The sequence below is a fragment of the Micromonospora sp. CA-240977 genome (assembly GCF_050942285.1).
Taxonomy (GTDB): Bacteria; Actinomycetota; Actinomycetes; order Mycobacteriales; family Micromonosporaceae; genus Micromonospora.
The window spans coordinates 4794748-4813787 of sequence record NZ_CP192055.1 but is presented as its reverse complement, the minus strand read 5'-3'; the positions used below and the strand labels follow the sequence as shown (position 1 = coordinate 4813787).

Sequence of the window (19040 nt, the reverse complement as noted above, 5' to 3'; positions counted from 1 at the left end):
CGCGCGGACAATGGGGGAATGAAGCGAGAGGTACGCCTGACACGGTTGACCGGGGCGCGCGCCAACGGCGCGGTGGCGACGGGCGCGGCGGCTACCGGCGCGCGGGCTGCCGGGGCGGCCTCGCTCGGTGCCCTTGCCGTGGGGGCGCTGGCCGTCGGGGCCGTGGCCGTCGGGGCGCTGGTCATCGGGCGGCTGGCGATCCGCCGGGCGGTCGTACGGGAGCTGCGCGTCGGCCGGTTGGAGATCGACGAGTTGGTGGTGCACAGCCGACCCGCTGCGGAGGCATAAGGCCGATTGACCACGTCGTCCGGAGGCACCCCCTTGGCCATCGACCCGGAGGGCGAGCGTTGATACCGCCCCGGCGTGGTCAGCGAGGCAGCGCGGGCAGCGTCGGGCGGTCGAGCCAGGCCGCGAACAGCTCGTCCAGGGGCTCGCGGGCGAAGCGCTGGGCGTGCCGCCGGAACTGCTCGGTCGTCACCGTCGCGTGGGGGTGCTCGGCGACCCAGGCTCGCAGGAGCGCGAAGAACGACTCGTCGCCGACCCTCTTCCGCAGCGCGTGCACGGTGAGCGCGCCGCGCTTGTAGACAAGCGGATCGAACATCCGGTCGACGCCGGGATCGGCGACGACGACGTTCCGCGGGCGATCCGCGACCCACGCGTACCACTGCGCGGCCAGGGCGTCTGTCGGCAGGTCGCCGCAGACGCCGGACCACAGCCACTCGGCGTACGTGGCGAAGCCCTCGTTGAGCCAGATGTGCCGCCAGTCCGCCACCGTGAGGCTGTTGCCGAACCACTGGTGGGCCAGCTCGTGCACCACGAGCCGCTCGTGCGTGCGCCGCCCGTCGACGTGGTTGCGTCCGAACACGGCCATACCCTGCGCTTCGACCGGATCGTCAAGGTCGTCGTCGGCGACCACGACGACGTACTCCCGGAAGGGGTACGGCCCGAAGAGCCGCTGCAACGCCGACATGATCTGGCCGTGCCGGCCGAAGTCGTGGGCGACGTTCCGGCGCAACGCGGGCGGGATCGCCGCGCGCTGCACGACCGCGCCGACGGCCAGGTCCACCACCTCGTAGCGGCCGATCTGGACGCTCATCAGGTACGGCGAGGTGGGCTCGCGCCGCTCGTACACCCAGGTCGTGCCGCCCACGCCCCGCCGCTGGCGCACGGGATCACCGGTAACCAGCACGGTGTACGGGGAGGAGGTCGTCACCGCCACCCGGAACGTGGCCTTCGCGCCCGGCTGGTCATCGCACGGAAACCACGACGGCGACCCGTTCGGCTGGCTGGCCACGAGCACCCCGTCGGTGAGTTCCTCCCACCCGAGCTCGCCCCACCGGCCGGAGATGGGCACCGGCTTTCCCGCGTACCGGATCTCCACCCGGAACGTGTCCCCGGCGCCGATCGGCCGCTCGGGTTTGATCTGTAGCTTGTCCGGCCGGTGCAGGTACTTCGCCGGGCGCCCGTCCACCCGGACGTCCTGGACGCGGAGCCGACCGAGATCGAGGGTGAACCGCGAGAGCGACTGCCCGGCCACCGCGGTGATGTCCGCCCGGCCGGCGAGCCGGTTCGACACGACCCGGTAGTCGAGGTCGAGGTCGTAGTGCCGCACCCGGTAGCCGCCGTTGCCGTGCTCGGGCAGGTAGGAGTCGCCGGAGCGACCGGCGCCGGGCGTCGCGGCGCTCGACGCCGACTTCGGATTCATGCCGACCGGGCCGCTGGGGCCGGCCAGGCGGTGATCGGGTTACCCAACCACCGGCTGTCGCACGGCACGGCGTCGCCGCGGGTCACCAGCGAACCGGGCCCGACGGTGGTCCGCGCCCCGATGCTCGCGCCCGGCAGGACGATGCCGTGCGGGCCCAGCGCGGCTCCCGCGCCCAGTGTCACCTCGTCCATGCTCATCACACGATCATGGAACAGGTGGGTCTGCACCACACAACCGCGGTTCACCGTCGCGCCGTCGCCGAGGCGCACCAGGTCGTACTCGGGCAGCCAGTAGGTCTCCAGCCAGACGCCCCGGCCGATCTTCGCACCGAGGGTGCGCAGCCACGCCGTCAGCAGTGGCGTGCCGGTCGCGAATCGGACCAGCCACGGCGCGGCGAGGACCTCGACGAACGTGTCCGCGAGCTCGTTGCGCCACACGAAGGAGGTCCACAGCGCCCGCTCGGCGACCCGGAACCGCCCGACCAGCAGCCACTTCGCGGCCGTCGCGACGGCGGCGGCGACGATCGCCGCACCCAGCAGCACCGGCCCGGCGGCGAGCACGGCCGCCCACCACCCGGCGGCCCGCCAGGCGAGCGAGAGTACGGCCAGCACACCGGTCGCCAGGGCGCCGGCGCACATCACCGGAACGATCCGACACAGCTCGATCGCGGCGCGGGCCAGCTTCAGCCGGAGCGGCGGGTCGAAGGTGCGGCTGGTGTCGGCCGCCTCCACGGTCCGGCGCAGCGGCATCGGTGGCGCGCCGAGCCACGACGAGCCCTTCTTCGCCTTGAACGGCGCCGACGACAACACACCGACAAGCCCACGCTTGGGCACCGAACGTCCCGGCGCCGCCATTCCCGAGTTGCCGAGGAACGCCTGCTTACCGATGCGGGCCGGGGCGACGCGCAACCACCCGTGGCTCAGCTCGTACGTCGCGACCATTGTGTCGTCGGCCAGGAACGCCCCGTCGGCGACAGTGGTCATCGCCGGCAGCGCGAGCACGGTGGAGGCCTCCACCCCGCGCCCCACCCGGGCGCCCAGCAGCCGCAACCACACAGGTGTGAAGAGGCTGGCGTAGAGCGGGAACAGCCCGACCCGGGCCATCCCCATCAACCGTTCGGTCGTCCAGACCTGCCACGCCACCCGCCCCTGCACCGGGTGGTACCCGGCACGCAGGCCGATGCTGAGCGCCCGGACGGCCCCGAGCACCAGCAGCGCGTAGGCCACGACGTAGGCGACGGTCGCCACCGCGACGGCGGCCAGCACGGCGCCGGCCGTCGGTCGGACGGTGAACGTCCAGCCGAGCAGGGCGAGCGCCGGCAGGGCGGCCACCACCGGAACCAGCCCCAGCGACTGGGCGGTCATCCCGTACGCGAGCGGCCAGAGGCGTGCCCCCAGCCGCGATCGAGGGGGACGCTGCCGGGGCCACCCGTCCGGATCCTTGCCGGCGGCTACGGCCGGTGAGCCGGCCCAGTGGTGGTTCGCCGGTACGGCGCCGGCCACCGTCGAGCCGGCGGCGACGCGGGCGCCCTTGCCGATCCGGGCGCCCGGCATCAGGGTGCTGCGGGACCCGACCCGGGCGTCGGCGCCGACCCGAACCCGGCCGATGCGCACCACGTCGCCGTCGACCCAGTGGCCGGCCAGATCGACCTCCGGTTCGATGGCCGCGCCGCGGCCGAGCTTCAGCAGGCCGGTCACCGGCGGCGCCGAGTGCAGATCGACGTCGGCGCCGATCTGCGCGCCGAGGGCCCTGGCGTAAGTGATCATCCAGGATGCTCCGGCGACGCTTGTGGCGCCGCTCAGCTCGGCGAGGCGTTCGGCGGCCCACAGCCGCAGGTGCACGCCGCCACCGCGCGGGTAGCTGCCGGGGCGTACCCCCCGCAGCAGCAGTCGCGCTCCGGCGGCGGCCACTGCGATCCGGCCCAGCGGGCTGAACAGCACAAGCCAGCCCAGCGCCACCCACCACCAGGACACGACCGGCGCCCAGGGTGCCGGCGCGAACAGGGTGAGCACGTTGCCGAGGACGGCCAGGACGGTCAGCCAGCGGAGACCGACCAGCGCCAGCATCGGCACCATCACCGCGGCCTGGATCAACCCGGCGCGCCTCGGCGTCGGCCGAACCTCCCGGAGCGTGGCCGCCGGGGTGTCGAGCGCGTCGAGCACGGCCGCGAGCCGCGACAGTCTCGGGTGGAGGTAGATGTCGGCGACCGAGACACGCGGGTGCCGGCGGCGGATCCAGGCCACCAGTTGCGCCGCGTTCAGGCTGCCGCCGCCGTGGGTGAAGAAGTCCGCGTCCGCCTCGGTGGGGCGTACGCCCAGGATCTCCGCCCAGCCGCCCGCGAGCCATTCCTCCGTCGCGGTCAGCTCGGCAGCGGTGTCCTGCGGGGTGGCCAGCGGCCAGGGCAGCGCGGCCCGATCCACCTTGCCGGAGGTCCGGGTCGGCAGCGCGTCCACCACGGCCAGCAGCGGCACGAGCGCGGCCGGCAGCTGCTCACGGATCCGCAGCGCCGCCGTCGCGGCGTCGAATGTGACCCCGTCGTGCGGAACCACGTACCCCACGAGCAGTTGGTTGCCAGCCGCGGTGCGCCGCACCGCCGCGGCGGCACCGGCCACGTCGGGCAGCGCCTGCAGCGCGGCGTCGATCTCACCCAGCTCGATCCGGCGTCCGCCGAGCTTCACCTGCTCGTCACCGCGGCCGACGAACAGGAGCCCTTCCGGCTCCGCCCGGACGATGTCACCGCTGCGGTACGCCCGCTGCCAGCCGAGCGCGGGCAGCGGCGCGAACTTCTCGGCGTCCTTGGCCGGGTCCAGGTAGCGGGCGAGTCCCACCCCGCCGATGACCAGCTCGCCGGTCTCACCCATCGCCACCGGAGCGCCCGAGCCGTCGACCACTGTGAGTTCCCAGCCGGCCAGCGGCAGTCCGATGCGTACCGGCCCCTCGCCGGTCATCCGCGCTGCGCAGGCGACAACCGTCGCCTCGGTCGGCCCGTAGGTGTTCCAGACCTCGCGGCCCTCGACGGCCAGGCGCTGGGCGAGCTCCGGTGGGCAGGCCTCGCCACCGAAAATCAGCAACCGGACCTCCTCCAGCGCCTCGACCGGCCACAGCGCGGCGAGCGTCGGGACCGTCGACACCACCGAGATGCGCTGCTCGGCCAGCCACGGACCGAGGTCGACGCCGCTGCGGACGAGCGACCGCGCGGCCGGCACCAGACAGGCGCCGTGCCGCCACGCCAGCCACATCTCCTCGCAGGACGCGTCGAACGCCACCGACAGCCCGGCCAGGACCCGGTCCTGCGGGCCGATCGCCTCGCTGGCCTCGTCGGCGAGGAACAACTGCGCCTCGGCGTCCACGAAGGCCGCCGCCGCGCCGTGGCTGACCGCGACACCCTTCGGGGTGCCCGTCGAGCCGGAGGTGAAGATGATCCAGGCGTCGTCGTCCGGGCCGGGCCGACCGGTCCGACCCGCCGGGGTACGGCGCGGTGACACCGCGAGCCCGTCACCGAGGACCGCGACGACCCCCGCCTCGGCGAAGACGAGCTCGGCGCGTTCCTCGGGATCGTCCGCGTCGACCGGCACGTAGGCCGCGCCCGCCGCGAGAACGCCGAGGATCGCCAGGTACAGCTCGGCCGTACCGGAGGAGATCCGGACGCCCACGCGGTCGCCGACACCGATGCCGTGCCCGGACAGCGACCTCCGGACGGCCTCGACCTCATCGGCCAGATCCCGGTACGTCAGCGCCGTGGCACCGCTGTCGAGCGCACCCGCGTCGGCGTGCGCGCGCACGGACTCGTCGAAGATGTCGACGAGCGTGCGGCGAGCCGAGGGTGGAGAGGACCGGAACACCGCGGGGATCATCGGTGCGGTGGCTGTCGGCGGTAGCGCGACCACCTGGGGTTCACTCGTCACGGGCACCCGGCGTTCACCATTCTCGTCCAGCGGATCGGCGTCAACCAGGCGCGCGGCAAGCGGACCCGCCCTGGGCAGCGCTCAACGCTACGTCGCACCCGGCCGGAAGTGACGGAAAAGCAACGGCTTCGTGTCCACCACCACAGCGACCCGTTCGGCAAAGGTCGAACGGCTGCGGCAGGTGCCCACTGGTCGACGGCGCTGCCGCAGCCCGTCGCGACCGCGCCGACGGGTCAGCGCGTGTCGGAATCGGCTGGTGCGGCGAATCCGCCAGTCCCGTCGCAGATCGAATTGATTCGATATATTATCGCGGCAGGGCTGGGTCACTCCGCACGGGCGTACGACGCCGGTGCACGCCATCCACCGGGCGGGCCGGGCAGCGGCCGGTGGTCACCGATCCGAGCGCGGCCGGGTTGACGACGACTCGTCGTCACCTGTCACGTGCTGGTCCAGCGAGCGCGGCGCTCAGGTCGCCGACCGTGCAGCGGTCGGCCGGTTCCGTGCCTCGTGCGGCATCGGATCAGACGGAACACCGAGGAGAAACGCAGATGAACCACGTACCCGCTCGACCGAAACACCGCACCAGGGGTGCCACCAGGCTGCTTCTGGGCGGGGCCTGCGCCCTGGCGCTCGTCGTGTCCTCATTGGCCATGGCGACCTTCGCCCAGGCCGATCTCAGCGGTCCGCCCGGGACCACCCTGCAGGCCGCCGCCGAGCGCAGCGGCCGGTACTTCGGCGCTGCCATGGGGGCGGACCGCCTCAACGACTCCGGCTTCCTGGCCATCGCGGACCGCGAGTTCGACATGATGACGGCCGTCAACGAGATGAAGCCCGACGCGACCGAGCCCAACCCCGGCCAGTTCGACTTCCGTAACGGTGACGCGATCTACAACTGGGCCACCCAGCACGGCATGCGGTTCCGGGGCCACACCCTGGCCTGGCACGCCCAGCAGCCGAGGTTCTGGGGGAGCCTCAGCGGCAGCGCCCTGCGGTCCGCGATGATCAGCCACATCAACGGCGTGATGGCGCACTACAAGGGCAAGTTCGCCTACTGGGACGTGGTGAACGAGGCCTTCGCGGAGAACGGCAGCCGGCGGTCGTCGAACCTGCAGTCCACCGGAAACGACTGGATCGAGGTGGCGTTCCGGACCGCGCGCGCGGCCGACCCGAACGTGAAGCTGTGCTACAACGACTACAACATCGAGAACTGGACGTACGCCAAGACGCAGGGCGTCTACAACATGATCAGGGACTTCAAGTCCCGGGGCGTCCCGGTCGACTGCGTCGGTCTCCAGACCCACTTCACCGGTGGCAGCTCGCTGCCGGGCAACTTCCAGCAGACGCTGTCCAGCTTCGCGGCCCTCGGGGTCGACGTGGCGCTGACCGAGGCCGACGTCACAAACGCCTCGACCAGCCAGTACCAGGGCCTGACTCAGGCCTGCATGAACGTCCCCCGCTGCGTCGGGATCACGACGTGGGGCATCCGGGACAGCGACTCCTGGCGTGGCAACGAGAGCCCGCTGCTGTTCGACCGCAACAGCAACCCGAAGGCCGCGTACACCGCCGTCCTCAACGCTCTCAACGCCGCCTCCACCACGGTGCCGGGCACGAGCACCCCGCCGCCGACCACCGCTCCGCCGACCACCGCACCGCCGACCACCGCACCGCCGACCACCGCACCGCCGACCACCGCTCCACCGACCACCGCTCCACCGACCACGCCGCCGCCCAGCACCGGGGAGCCGGGTGCCTGCACCGCGACGTACCGCATGGTCAACAACTGGAGCGGTGGCTTCCAGGGTGAGGTCAGCGTGTCGAACAACGGCTCCGCCACGCTCAGCGGCTGGACCGTACGACTGACGCTGGCCGGGGGACAGACCATCGCCAACATCTGGAGCGGCATCAACACCGGGACCAGCGGGACGATCAGCGTCCGCAACGCCGAATACAACGGATCCCTCGGCGCGAACGCCTCGACCACCTTCGGCTTCCTGGTCAACGGCAGCAGCAGCGCGGCACCCAGCAACCTCTCCTGCACCAGCCCCTGATCGGCGCACCAGCCGCGGCCTCAGGTCAGTGACCGGGACCGACCACGTGGTGGTCGGTCCCGGCACCGAGGGCCGCCGGCCGTCCTGCTCCGACCGGCCTTCCGCTCAACCCAGCCGGCCGTCGTGGGCGAGCAGGGCGATCTGGGTGCGGTTGTCGAGATCCAGCTTGGTCAGGATGTGCGAGACGTGAGCCTTCACCGTGGTGACGCTCATCAGCAGCTCGATGGCGATCTCGGCGTTGGAGCGTCCCTGCGCGATGGCCAGCACCACGTCCCGTTCCCGGGGCGTGAGCAGGGCCAGCCGGGTACGCGCCTGTTCGTAGGACTCGGCGCCGGAGGCGACCCGCTGCATGAGGCGGCGCGTGACGCCCGGCGACAGCATCGGGTTGCCGGCGGCGACGGCGCGGACGGCCTGGCTGATCCGCTCCGGCGGGGTGTCCTTGAGGAGGAAGCCGCTGGCGCCGGCCCGTAGTGCCCGCACCACGTGCTCGTCGGTGTCGAACGTGGTGAGCACGATGATCTCCGGTGGCCGGGGGCGGCGGCGCAGGCGTTCGGTGGCGGTGATGCCGTTGACGCCGGGCATCCGGATGTCCATGAGCACCACGTCGGGCAGGTGCCGGTCCACAGCGGTGATCGCCGCGCCGCCGTCGGCGGCCTCGCCCACGACGACGATCCCGTCGGCGCCGTCGAGCATCATCGTCAGCATTCCCCGTACCAGTGGGTCGTCGTCGACGATGACGACCCGGATCGGGCCCGTCACGTCGGCCATGGCAGCCACGCGGTGAGGTGGAACCGACCGGAGGCGTCGATGTGGTGGGCGACGCGACCGCCGGTGAGGGCGGCCCGTTCGGCGAGACCGATCAGGCCCGCGCCGTCGTGCCCGGCGCCACCGCCGTCGGGCATGGTCGGGTTGCTCACCGCGATGCTCAGGCCGGTGCCGGGCGCCCCGCCGACCGCGAGGCGGACCGGCTGCCCGGCGGCGTGCTTGCGGGCGTTGGTCAGCGCCTCCTGCGTGATCCGGTAGGCGGTGCGGCCGACCGCCGCGGGGACCTCGACCGACGGGCCGAGCGGGTCGTCGACCTCGATGTGTTGCCCGGCCGCGCGGGCCTCCGCGACCAGGCGCGGAAGGTCGGCGAGGGTCTGCCCGGGTGGCGCGTCCGCCGGCGACTCGGAGTCGTCGCTGCGCAGCAGCGTGATGACCTCGCGTAGCTCGTCGAGGGCGTGGTGCGCGCTGGCCCGGATCACCCCGGCCGCCGCGCTGAGCCGCTCGGGTGGCGCGTCCGGCCGGTACTCCATCGCGCCGGCGGCCGCCGCCAGCAGCGACAGCCGGTGGGCCAGCACGTCGTGCATCTCCCGCGCGATCCGCGTGCGCTCCGCGGCCCGGGCCTCGACGATCCGGCGCTCCTGGTCCTGCTCCGCCCGCCACGCCCGGTCCCGCAGTGCCGCCAGCAGGGCGTGCCGGGCCCGCGCCCAGGTGCCCCAGCCCAGCAGGGCCGCGTACGCGGCCGTCATCAGTATCAGCCGCCATCCGAACGGCAGGCTCGGCATCGGCCGCCACGCCGCCTGCGCCGCCTCGCCCGCCACGCCGACCGCCGCCACCACCGCGGCCTGCCGGAACGGCCGGTGGCGGGCGGTGAACAGGACCGCGAAGCTCGCCACCGGGGTGGCCACCGGCGAGAGCGCCACCAGCAGACCCGCCAGCACGCCAGCGACCTCCGGGCGGCGGACGACCACCGGAACGAGGGCCAGGGCGGCCACCGCCAGCGCGACATCGGCGCGGACCAGGGCCGTCGACCCGGAGCGGGTGGCGGACCACAGCTCGGTCGCGATCAGCACGCCCATCGCCACGACCGCCACGCCCGCCGGGACGGGACGCCACGTCCGCGGCGGGTCCACGTCGCACGTCGCCGCATCCACCAGCGCAGGCTACTGGGCTCGTAACGGGTCCGACCACCTTCTTTGGTAGTACGCGCCGCCGCCGATGGATGGACGCGCCGCGGCGTCCGGGCCGACGTGCCCGGACCGGTCCGGTCCACACACTCAGGGCATGACGAACAACCTTCTCCTGCGTCGAGCCGCGGTGGCTGCCGGCGCGATCCTGGTGGCCGCGGCCGAGTTCGCGATCCTGCACTCGGCGGCCGGCGTCGACCTGGCGGCCGGCACCGGAGCGGCGACCCGACAGGTCACGTTGGCCGCGGTCGTGGTGGCCGCCGCGGTCGCGGCACTGGCCGGTTGGGCGCTGCTCGCGGCCTTCGAACGCGGCACCAACCGGGCCCGCGTCTGGTGGACCTCGATCGCGGTCGCGGTGCTGCTGCTGTCGATCCTGGTCGGGCCGACGAGCGGCGTCGGTGGGGGAGCGAAGGCGACTCTCGCGCTGCTGCACCTGAGCGTCGGCCTCATCCTCATTTTCGGCCTGCCCCGGCCGCGCCCGGAAGGGCTGAACCGATGACCGCGCTGACCGTACGCAAGCAGGACGGGGCCTTCGTCCTCGACTCCGGTGCCGGGCCGCGCGCCTCGCTGCGTACCGGTTGGACCCTGCGGTGCGGTGAGATCCGCACCGGCTCGGGCCTCTGGACGGTCGAGCCGACCGACCGCCGACGCATCGGGGTCACCGCCCGGGCGGAGCACGGTGCCGCGGTGCGACTCGACCCGCGCCGGTCGCACGTGCCGGGCCCCGGCGGGGTGGCGCGGTGGTCGCCCGGTCGCCGGGGCGGTGAGCTGACCCGCGACGGGCACCGGATCGCGGTGCGGCTCTCCGCCGGGCCGCGCGGGCCGATCCACGTCGATGTCACAGGTGAGTGGGCCGAGCTGGATCTGGTGGTGCTCACCGCCTGCTTCGCGCTGCTGACCCGACGCCGGCGGCGCACCCTCCTCATGATGGCGGTCATGGGCTCCGCCAGTCGCGGTCCCATGGGTTGACCCGGACGGGCCCGGCAGGAGCGATGACGAGGACGAGGAATCGGTGGATCCAGCAGGTTCAACGGCTGCTGGATCCACCGCGTTGGCCACGAGAGCTACCTCGACGGCATGGACCGGTGCTGCGTTTCGGCGAGACGGTCGCCCGTCGGGGAGGTACCGCGGACCGCCCAGGCCCGGGCCGTCAGCCGGATCGACCCGTCCGGTTCACGCGAGCGAACTCCGCCACCGCCCGCGCCGGCTGGGGGACGAAATTCAGTACGAGCCCACTGACGATCACGTCGACGGCGCCACCCGGTAGGGGCAGCACCTCGGCGTCGCCGACAGTGAAACTGGCGCGTTCATCGGTGACGCCGGCACGGGCCTGCCGCACGAAGCCCTCGGAGGGATCCACTCCGGTGACGCGACGCGGCTTGGCCGTCCGCAGCACTGCCGAGGTCAGCACGCCGGTGCCGCTGCCCACGTCGAGCCAACGCAGCCCGGTCGGCAGGTCGAGCCAGCGCAGGAACTCCACAGCGACGAGCCGACTCCACCGACCGACGTACGCCTCATACGCCGTACCGTCCTGCCAGACCGGAGATGCCATTCCGGCACCCTACGGCGAGGCCGTGGCCCGCGGGCCCCTTTCGGTCCCGGTCGGACACCGTCGTCAGCGTCGTCCCATCCGGTGCCGGCCCGGCCGGCCGACGACGTCGAGTGCGTCACCTCGGCTGACACGCCCGGGGCGTCGTCTCAACGAGGTGGCACTGGTCCGACCGGGCGGACCGCCGTGAAGTCGGCGTGTTCGTACCGGGTGGCGGAGAGCAGTAGCAGCCACTCGTCACAGCCCTGCCACGGGTAGAGGTCGCCGGCTCCGCCGCGGACGGTGCGGGGTCCCTCGCCGGTGCGTGGTCGCGCGTCCGCGGGCGCGTCGTCGAATCCGGGGATCCAGACGTCGGCGCAGATCTCGTTCGCCGACCCCATGGCTGCCAGCCCGAACGCGTTCTCCAAGGCGGCCGTCCGCGTCTCGTCCGCGAAGTCGTCGAGAAGCTGGTCCTCGTCGGGCTTCTCGTCGCCCCGGAAGGTCAGGGTGGTGGTGCCGGCGCGGGCCGCGTATTCCCACTGCGCCTCGCTGGGCAGCTCGAACGGCAACAGCTTGAGCAGGTCGTGCAGGTCGCCGCCGAGCCGGGCCGTGTTGGTGGCGGCCTCGGCGTAGTCGTCCGCGTAGTCGGGCAGCCAGTGCTGGACCTGCGCCACGGTCAGCGGGTGTCGGGCGAGCAGGAACGGTTCGACCCGCACCTCGCGTACCGGTTGTGCGTCCTGAGCATTGGCGAGGAACGGCGCGATGGTGTCCTCGACCTCGCCGCCGCGTTCGATGGCGCGTACCGCGTCCAGTTCCGCCTCGGACAGTCCCATCCGGAACGTGCCGCCGGGAACCTCGCGGAACACCACCCCCGATGGGAGGTGCCGCCATGCCGGGCGCCCGGCCACGAGCTCCTCAGTCCACATGCGAGCGAACGCTAGCAGCCAGGCAACCCGGCGGTCTGCCCCGACGACCACCCGAGGTGCCGGCGCCCGCTCGCGTCGCGAAGGCGGCACGAGTCGGCCCGCACCCGCGAGGCGCCGTCGACGGCCCGGTGGAGAGCGAACGAATCGATTTCGCGAACAACCCGACCGTACCGACCCGAACGGTCGCGGGGGATCAGGGGGAGGCGGGGGGCGCGGTGCTGCCCCGCACGACAAGCGCGGTGCCGAGCTCGTACCGGTCCTGTGTCAGCGGGTGGCCGTCCGCCAGGCTCAGCGCGAGTCGGGCAGCGGTAGCGCCTATCTCACCGAACGGCTGCCGCACGGTGGTCAGTGGCGGTGCCAGCCACGCCGCCTGGTCGACGTCGTCGAAGCCGACGACGCTGAGGTCATCAGGAATCCGCAGGCCGGCATCCCGCGCCGCGGCGTAGACGCCCATCGCCTGGAGGTCGTTGCCGCAGACGACAGCGGTCGGCGGGTCGGGCCGGGCCAGCAGTTGGGCGCCGAGGTCACGGCCGTCGGCGAAGGCGAAGACACCGCGTCGTTCGAGCGTCGCGTCGAACGCGACACCGGCGTAGTCCAATGCGGCGCGGAAGCCGTCCAGGCGAGCTCGCGCGGACAGGTCGTTGACCGGGCCGGTGATCAATCCGATCCGCTGGTGCCCGAGGTCGAGAAGATGTCGAGCGGCGGCGAGAGCGCCGCTCCAGTTGTTGGACCCCACGGCGGGAGTGGGAAAAAGGTCGTCGGTCGGGTCGATGGCGACAAGCGGTATGCCGCTGGCCGCGAACTGCTCACCGTGATCGGCGGTGACCGTGGAGAAAGCCGTGATGACGGCGGTCGGTTGGCGCAGCAGCAGAGGCTCCACCCAGGGCTGGCCGGCCAGCAGGCGTCGGTGCACGTCGGTGAAGCCGACCATGCAGTCCCGCGCGCTGGCGACCTCCTGAACACCTCGCAGGATCTCCATGGCGATCGAGGGCAGCATCCGGTCGAAGACGGCCTCGATGCAGAGGGTCGCGCTGCCTGTCTGTCGCCGCCGGTACCCGTGGTCGCGCAGCAGTGCCTCCACGCGCCTGCGGGTCTGCTCACCCACACCGCCTCGGCCGTTGAGGACCTTGGAGACCGTGGGCGCCGAGACTCCGGCGAGTTCGGCGATCGCGGCGATGGGCAGGTCACCGCGCCAGGGCTTGCGGGCCCGCGGCAGTTGACCTTCCTCGATCACGCGGGAATTCTATCGGTTGCCCGGGCCGCACCAAATCCACCGCGATCGTCCCAGAAATGTTTGCGGAAACATTTCGTGCGCGGACCCGGTGGGCAGCGAATCCCGCCAGCCTCCGACCAACTTCGGAATGCTTTCGCGAAACCTCGCCGTCATGCCTTGACGCGTGCCGTGCTATCTACCACAGTCGATGTGGGCGAGAGTGGCGTGCCGTCGGGAGCCCGGCCGCCAGCAGGGCATCACCGTGAGTCAGGGTCAGGTGCGATGGGCAGCACCTGTTAGCGCTAACGATGTCCTGCACCGCCGACCCGGCTGCGGTGGCGGCGTGGCCTGGCGGTGATCGGTCCGCATCGTGGAATCCGTGTCGGTCGCGACCCTCGGCAGGAATTGTCCGGCTCGAAGGCGACCGACCGACCTCACTCTGGCGCAAGGCCAGCCTCCAACGGCCTTCTCGGCGAATTCCGGCAGTGGGCACGGTGCGGGGTTCGGCTTCGCCGCAATCAGTCGAACAGGCAGATCGACGGGTCTGGACCGCATTGCTGTGGGCACTTTTCGCGTCACCCCGATTCAGGAGAATGATCTATGAGGAGACCCAGAGTCATCAAGGCCGCCGCGGTGTCGGCCGGCGCGGTGCTGTTGGCATCGACGGCGGTCGCCGTGGCGATGCCGGCGGGAGCGGCAGCCGCCGGTTGCGCTGTGGATTACAGCGTGTCGTCGCAGTGGCAGGGCGGATTCGGTGCCAACGTCACAGTCACCAACCTTGGTGATCCGGTCAGCAGTTGGACGTTGGACTGGTCCTACAGCGCCGGACAGACCGTCACGCAGGCCTGGAACACGACGTTGACCCAGAGCGGCGCCGCGGTCACCGCCAAGAACGTCAGTTACAACGGGGCCATCGCCACCAACGGCACCGTGTCGTTTGGTTTCAACGGATCGTGGACCAGCAGCAACCCCGCTCCGACCAGCTTCACGCTCAACGGGGTGGCCTGCACCGGCGGTCCGGCGCCGACCACCCCGCCGCCGACCACGCCACCACCGACCACCCCACCGCCAACCACGCCACCGCCGACCACGCCACCACCGACGACGCCGCCACCGAACGGGCCGGCGGACATCACCGTGAACAGCGCGACCAGGTATCAGACCGTCGACGGGTTCGGGGCCGCGCAGTCGATCTGGGGTAGCGCGTGGTCGACGGCCGAGACGCAGACGCTTGTCGGGCTGGGCGCCAACCAGTTGGGCCTGTCCATCGTGCGGACCGGTCTGTCGCCGGTGTCCAGCGAGTGGGCGACGCATGTGAACTCGCTGAAGACGGCGAAGGCGTCCGGGTCGAACGTGAAGATCCTCGCGTCGCCCTGGACCGCGCCGGCCGCGTGGAAGACGAACAACAGCCGGGTCAACGGCGGCAAGCTGAAGACCGACTACTACGACGACTACGCGAACCATCTGAACAGCTACGTCCAGTACATGCGGGACCAGGGAGTGACGATCGACGTCACCTCGGTGCAGAACGAGCCCGACTGGCACCCGGACTACGACTCGATGGACTGGAGCGGCACCGAGCTGCGCAACTTCGTCCGTGACCAGGGCACGAAGGTGCAGAACACCAAGCTGATGGTCGCCGAGGCGGTCAACCTCAACTACGGCTTCACCGATCCGACCCTGAACGACACCACCGCCCGCAACAACATCGGCTACATCGGCGGCCACCTGTACGGCACCGAGGCCGCCGGCCGACTCAAGTCGTATCCCCTGGCCGAGCAGTACAACAAGCCGGTGTGGATGACCGAGTGGAACCTGCACGCCGCCGACGGTGGCGGCTCCAACATCTGGGGCAACCCCAGCAACCAGACCGTCTGGAACGAGACGCTCGACGACATCATGCGCACCGTGCACCGGTCGATGGAGGCCAACTGGAGCGCCTACATCTGGTGGTACGGCAAGCGTTACTACTCCTTCATCGGTGACGGCGAGTCGGCGTACGGCACCATCGCGGGCGCTCCCCTCAAGCGTGGGTACGCGTTCTCGCAGTACGCCAAGTACGTCCGCCCCGGCTACCAGCGGGTCGGGCTGACGAAGAGCTCCAAGGCGTCACCGCTGGAGGTGACCGCCTACCAGGGTGACGGCAAGGTCACTCTGGTGATCCTCAACCGCTCGAACAGCGCGGTCAACAACGCCGTGGTCCAAGCGCCGCAGAACGTCACCCGAGCCGAGTACTACCTCACCTCCCAGAACGCCAACGCGGCAAGCCAACCGACAAGCGTCAACGGAGGTCAGGCCACCATCAACGTCGGCGCCCGCAGCATCTCCACACTCGTGTTCACCCTCTGAGGGCTCCTCCGCCCGGTGGGGCGTGCGGGTGTGGTCACACGACCGCACCCGCACGCCCCACTCACGTGACTCCTTCTCCGGCCGACGACACAGGCCGCCGGCTCGTCCGGGGCGGGCGCGGCACGGCGCACCCCGGGTGGACATCGCTTGCCCCGGCGGAGGATCCCGCCCCGCGGCTCGACGCGAGTACTTGCGCCCGAGCAGCGAAAAGGGAGATCATCACGCATGCTCGACCCCTCGCCCGAGGATGACGGGCCCGCTCCGACGGTCGCCACGCCGCATTTCGTGGGCCGTGATCGTGAGATGGCCGCGCTTCGGGGCGCCGTGGCCCGGCCACCGGCGATCGTGCTGGTGGAGGGCGAGGCGGGGATCGGGAAGAGCCGACTGCTGCGAGAGTGGTTGGCGGCGCCGGAGCAGCGCACGGCCCTGGTCTCGGTGTGCCCACCGCTTCGCGAGTCGCTGACCCTGGGGCCGGTCGTCGACGCCTTCCGGGGGATCGACAGCCAGGTGTCGCGGCTGCCGCTCACCGCGCTCGCGGGCGCGTTGCGGCCCCTGTTCCCGGAATGGTCCGCGGACCTGCCGCCCGCACTGTCGCCCCTGGACGATGCGAAGGCGGCACGGCATCGCCTGTTCCGCGCCCTGGACGAGCTGCTGCGGGCTCTGCGTGTCGACGTGCTCGTGCTCGAGGACGCCCACTGGGCCGACGAGATGACACTGGAGTTCCTGCTGTTCGTCACCTCCCGGCAGCAGACGGACGGGCCAAGCCTCGTGATCTCCTACCGGCCGGAGGAGGTGGGCGACGGGTCGCTGTTGCTGCGGCTGACGTCCCGGTTGCCCGCCGGCGTGACCCAGCTGAGGATCGCTCTGGCGCCCATGCGACCCGACGACACGGCGGCGCTGGTCTCGTCGATGCTGGACGGCAACCCGATATCGCAGGAGTTCGCGACGTTCCTGCACGAGCGGACCGGTGGCGTTCCGCTGGCGCTGGAGGAGTCGGTCCGTCTCATGTGCGACCGCGCCGACCTCGTCTTCCGCGACGGGCAGTGGGTCCGGCTGAAGCTGCGTGAGCTACGGGTGCCGCCGACGGTGCGCGACTCCACCCGGGAGAGGGTGGGCCGTCTGTCGCCGCCGGCGCAGCAGGTGTTGCGTGCCGCTGCCACGTTGGCTGAGCGGTCCTCGGCGGCCACGATCGCTGTCACCGCAGGCCTGTCGCCCGCCGTGTGTCGAGGCGCCATCTCGGAGGCGGCCGACGCCGGCGTCCTGGACGCGGACGACCGCGACCAGTGGCGCTTCCGGCACGTGCTGGCCGCCACGGCCGTCTACGAGGCGATCCCGTTGACCGACCGCAGACAGTTCCACCTGCTGGCCGGCCGCGCCCTGGAGAACATCCACCCGCGGCCCGTCGCACGCCTTGCCCACCACTTCCGGGAGGCGGGCGAGACGCAGTCCTGGGCGCGGTACGCCGAGCAGGGCGCCGAGCTGGCCATGGCGTCGGGTGACCACACCAAGGCCGTCGACATGCTTGTCGACCTGTTGTCGTGGGCCGTGCTGCCGCCGCCGGACCGGGCACGGGTGGCGCGCATCGCCGGTGTGGCAGCGCTGGGCCGACGCGAACCTGTCGATCAGGTTCACCACCGGGTGATCCGTACCCTGCGCTCGGTGTTGGAGACCCCCGGTCTCTCCGCCCGCCAGCAGGCCGAGATCCGCAACCCCCTGGGTCGGCTCCTGATCACCGCGGGTGAGGCGCAGGCCGCGCTCAGCGAGCTCGAGCAGGCGGTGGCCAACCTCGACCATGACCCGGTCGAGGCGGCGCGGGCGATGACCTACCTCGGATGGGCCTACGCGGGACCGTGGCCGGCGTCCACCCATCGGCGTTGGCTGGATCGCGCCGCCGAGCTCACCACCGGATTCGACTCTCCCGCGGAGCGGCTGAACCTGGCCGGTAACCGGGCCGCCGCGTTGCTGATGCTCGGCGAGGAGGAGGCCTGGGACGTCGTCGCCGGCCTGCCCGTCGACGGCGCGACCTCGGCGGAGCGTCTCGACGTGGCGCGCATCCACGCGAACGTCGGGACCGGCGCGGTGATCTGGGGCCGGTACGCCGACGCGGACAAACACCTCGCCGTGGCCATGCACCTCGCCGAGACCGAGCAGGCGTCCCGGCTGTACCACAACGTCCGACTCGAACAGGCCAACCTGGCGTGGCTCACCGGCCGGTGGGAGGGTCTCGCGGAACAGAGCGTGGCACTCGCCGACGCCGACCGGGACCGGCCGGCGCACTACCTCGGCAGCATCCGGCTCGCGGCCCGGCTGGCAGCCGCGGCCGGACGGCGGCGCGCCGCCGAGGAGCAGTTCCGCCTGGTCCTCGAGGAGTCCGCCCGCCTCGGCGCTGCCGACGACACGATGGAGGCGGCCGCCGCGCTGGCCCGACTGTGGCTGGCGGACGGAAACAGTGGCCGGGCGCTCCAGATCACGAACGAGCCGATGGACACCGTCCGGAGGAAGGGCATCTGGATCTGGGCGACGGACCTCGTCCCCGCGCAGATCGAGGCGCACCTCGCCGCGGGCGACCTCAAGACCGCGACCCGGCTCGCCGACCAACTCGCCAGGGGATTGCGGGGCCGTACCGCGCCGGCGCCGCGCGCCGCCCTCGCCGTCTGCCGTGCCCTGCTGCTCGCCGCGGTCGGAGACCACGCCCGCGCGGCGGCGGCGTACGGTCGGGCGGCGCGCGCCTGGAGCGCGTTGCCGCGACCCTACGACGCCATGCTCGCCCGCGAGCGTCAGGCCGAGGCGCTCATCGCGCAGGGCCAGCTCGAGCACGGTCGAGAGCTGCTTGCCGCACAGTACGAGCAACTGTTCAGGCTCGGCGCCCGCGGCGACGCGGACCGTGTCGCACAGCGGCTCCGCGAACACGGCGCCGAGGTTCCGCGACTGTGGCGGGGCGGCCGACGAGGGTACGGCGACCAGCTCTCACCGCGCGAGCTCGACGTGGTCCAACTGGTTGTCGCCGGCAAGACCAACCGGGAGATCAGCCGGATCCTGGCCAAGTCGCCGGCCACCGTGGACCAACAGTTGCGTGCGGCGATGCGCAAGTTGAAGGTGACCTCCCGGACCGCGCTCGCGGTCAAGGCGGTGGAGGCCGGAGTGTTCGCCGAAGAGGACTCCCTCGGCAGCCCGTCGTGAAAATTGACGTATCCGCTGGATAGCGACGGCCACCCGGCCCGCCGAGCATGGCTCCATGATTCATAGCCATTGGGCAATGCGTGCCTGAGCGACACGTCGCGCGTGACGACGACGCCGCCATCGAGCACCCGCCACCACCCGAGCTGCCCAGCGAGCCGCGCGTCAGCGCCCCCGACGCCCACGACGCCGACGGTGCCGACGACCACAAGAACCACGACCCCTACCAACCCCTGTAGG

General features: G+C 72.0%; 14 protein-coding genes. 7 read left to right on the top strand and 7 right to left on the bottom strand.

Annotated features, from left to right (window positions below):
• The first annotated feature begins 18 nt into the window (after positions 1 to 18).
• Positions 19 to 288, top strand: coding sequence for a hypothetical protein (locus ACQPWW_RS21860; RefSeq protein WP_433125133.1), 270 nt, complete (start codon positions 19 to 21; stop codon positions 286 to 288).
• 79 nt (positions 289 to 367) lie between these two features.
• Here ACQPWW_RS21860 and ACQPWW_RS21855 read toward each other — a convergent pair whose 3' ends face one another.
• Complete coding sequence (locus ACQPWW_RS21855; RefSeq protein ID WP_433125131.1) at positions 368 to 1705, bottom strand: M1 family metallopeptidase; 1338 nt, start codon at positions 1703 to 1705, stop codon at positions 368 to 370.
• A complete protein-coding gene (locus tag ACQPWW_RS21850; protein ID WP_433134480.1) occupies positions 1702 to 5559 on the bottom strand; it encodes a Pls/PosA family non-ribosomal peptide synthetase in 3858 nt (1285 codons plus the stop codon). The genes ACQPWW_RS21855 and ACQPWW_RS21850 overlap by 4 nt, the downstream gene beginning before the upstream one ends.
• A gap of 599 nt (positions 5560 to 6158) precedes the next feature.
• On the opposite strand from ACQPWW_RS21850, the gene ACQPWW_RS21845 reads away from it, so the two are divergent.
• A complete protein-coding gene (locus ACQPWW_RS21845) occupies positions 6159 to 7658 on the top strand; it encodes an endo-1,4-beta-xylanase (RefSeq protein WP_433125129.1) in 1500 nt (499 codons plus the stop codon).
• 105 nt (positions 7659 to 7763) lie between these two features.
• On the opposite strand, the gene ACQPWW_RS21840 is transcribed toward ACQPWW_RS21845, so the two are convergent.
• Positions 7764 to 8426: a response regulator gene (locus tag ACQPWW_RS21840; protein ID WP_433125128.1), complete on the bottom strand. Its 663-nt coding sequence runs from the start codon at positions 8424 to 8426 to the stop codon at positions 7764 to 7766.
• On the bottom strand, positions 8414 to 9574 hold the full coding sequence (locus tag ACQPWW_RS21835) for a sensor histidine kinase (protein WP_433125127.1): 1161 nt from the start codon (positions 9572 to 9574) through the stop codon (positions 8414 to 8416). The genes ACQPWW_RS21840 and ACQPWW_RS21835 overlap by 13 nt, the downstream gene beginning before the upstream one ends.
• 130 nt (positions 9575 to 9704) lie before the next feature.
• Between ACQPWW_RS21835 and ACQPWW_RS21830 the strand changes: the two genes are divergently transcribed.
• Both ACQPWW_RS21830 and ACQPWW_RS21825 read left to right on the top strand, forming a co-directional pair.
• Positions 9705 to 10106 carry a DUF6069 family protein gene (locus tag ACQPWW_RS21830; protein WP_433125126.1) on the top strand — a complete coding sequence of 134 codons (402 nt, stop codon included), beginning with the start codon at positions 9705 to 9707 and terminating at the stop codon, positions 10104 to 10106.
• Positions 10103 to 10576 (top strand): hypothetical protein, encoded by a 474-nt coding sequence (locus ACQPWW_RS21825; protein WP_433125125.1) that lies wholly within the window; start codon positions 10103 to 10105, stop codon positions 10574 to 10576. Before ACQPWW_RS21830 ends, ACQPWW_RS21825 begins: the two co-directional genes overlap by 4 nt.
• Before the next feature lie 181 nt (positions 10577 to 10757).
• Here the strand turns inward: ACQPWW_RS21825 and ACQPWW_RS21820 are convergent, their stop codons facing one another.
• From ACQPWW_RS21820 to ACQPWW_RS21810, 3 genes are all read right to left on the bottom strand, one after another.
• Complete coding sequence (locus tag ACQPWW_RS21820; RefSeq protein WP_433125123.1) at positions 10758 to 11159, bottom strand: class I SAM-dependent methyltransferase; 402 nt, start codon at positions 11157 to 11159, stop codon at positions 10758 to 10760.
• Positions 11160 to 11305: 146 nt separating this feature from the next.
• A complete protein-coding gene (locus ACQPWW_RS21815; RefSeq protein WP_433125122.1) occupies positions 11306 to 12061 on the bottom strand; it encodes a formylglycine-generating enzyme family protein in 756 nt (251 codons plus the stop codon).
• 193 nt (positions 12062 to 12254) lie between these two features.
• Positions 12255 to 13295: a LacI family DNA-binding transcriptional regulator gene (locus tag ACQPWW_RS21810; RefSeq protein WP_433125120.1), complete on the bottom strand. Its 1041-nt coding sequence runs from the start codon at positions 13293 to 13295 to the stop codon at positions 12255 to 12257.
• Positions 13296 to 13874: 579 nt separating this feature from the next.
• On the opposite strand from ACQPWW_RS21810, the gene ACQPWW_RS21805 reads away from it, so the two are divergent.
• From ACQPWW_RS21805 to ACQPWW_RS21795, 3 genes are all read left to right on the top strand, one after another.
• A complete protein-coding gene (locus ACQPWW_RS21805) occupies positions 13875 to 15623 on the top strand; it encodes a cellulose binding domain-containing protein (RefSeq protein ID WP_433125118.1) in 1749 nt (582 codons plus the stop codon).
• A 225-nt stretch (positions 15624 to 15848) separates the two neighbouring features.
• Positions 15849 to 18803, top strand: coding sequence for an ATP-binding protein (locus ACQPWW_RS21800; protein ID WP_433125116.1), 2955 nt, complete (start codon positions 15849 to 15851; stop codon positions 18801 to 18803).
• An 80-nt stretch (positions 18804 to 18883) separates the two neighbouring features.
• The gene (locus ACQPWW_RS21795) at positions 18884 to 19039 is read left to right on the top strand and encodes a hypothetical protein (RefSeq protein WP_433125115.1); all 156 of its coding nucleotides are present in this window, start codon (positions 18884 to 18886) and stop codon (positions 19037 to 19039) included.
• Position 19040 lies beyond the last annotated feature (1 nt).

What these genes read in the sequence shown, in the direction of transcription:
- ACQPWW_RS21830 (WP_433125126.1), top strand. Translation starts at nt 9,705, where the DNA reads ATGACGAACAACCTTCTCCTGCGTCGAGCCGCGGTGGCTGCCGGCGCG.
- ACQPWW_RS21855 (WP_433125131.1), bottom strand. Translation starts at nt 1,705, where the DNA reads ATGAATCCGAAGTCGGCGTCGAGCGCCGCGACGCCCGGCGCCGGTCGC.
- ACQPWW_RS21840 (WP_433125128.1), bottom strand. Translation starts at nt 8,426, where the DNA reads ATGGCCGACGTGACGGGCCCGATCCGGGTCGTCATCGTCGACGACGAC.
- ACQPWW_RS21860 (WP_433125133.1), top strand. Translation starts at nt 19, where the DNA reads ATGAAGCGAGAGGTACGCCTGACACGGTTGACCGGGGCGCGCGCCAAC.
- ACQPWW_RS21800 (WP_433125116.1), top strand. Translation starts at nt 15,849, where the DNA reads ATGCTCGACCCCTCGCCCGAGGATGACGGGCCCGCTCCGACGGTCGCC.
- ACQPWW_RS21825 (WP_433125125.1), top strand. Translation starts at nt 10,103, where the DNA reads ATGACCGCGCTGACCGTACGCAAGCAGGACGGGGCCTTCGTCCTCGAC.
- ACQPWW_RS21850 (WP_433134480.1), bottom strand. Translation starts at nt 5,559, where the DNA reads ATGATCCCCGCGGTGTTCCGGTCCTCTCCACCCTCGGCTCGCCGCACG.
- ACQPWW_RS21815 (WP_433125122.1), bottom strand. Translation starts at nt 12,061, where the DNA reads ATGTGGACTGAGGAGCTCGTGGCCGGGCGCCCGGCATGGCGGCACCTC.
- ACQPWW_RS21820 (WP_433125123.1), bottom strand. Translation starts at nt 11,159, where the DNA reads ATGGCATCTCCGGTCTGGCAGGACGGTACGGCGTATGAGGCGTACGTC.
- ACQPWW_RS21805 (WP_433125118.1), top strand. Translation starts at nt 13,875, where the DNA reads ATGAGGAGACCCAGAGTCATCAAGGCCGCCGCGGTGTCGGCCGGCGCG.
- ACQPWW_RS21845 (WP_433125129.1), top strand. Translation starts at nt 6,159, where the DNA reads ATGAACCACGTACCCGCTCGACCGAAACACCGCACCAGGGGTGCCACC.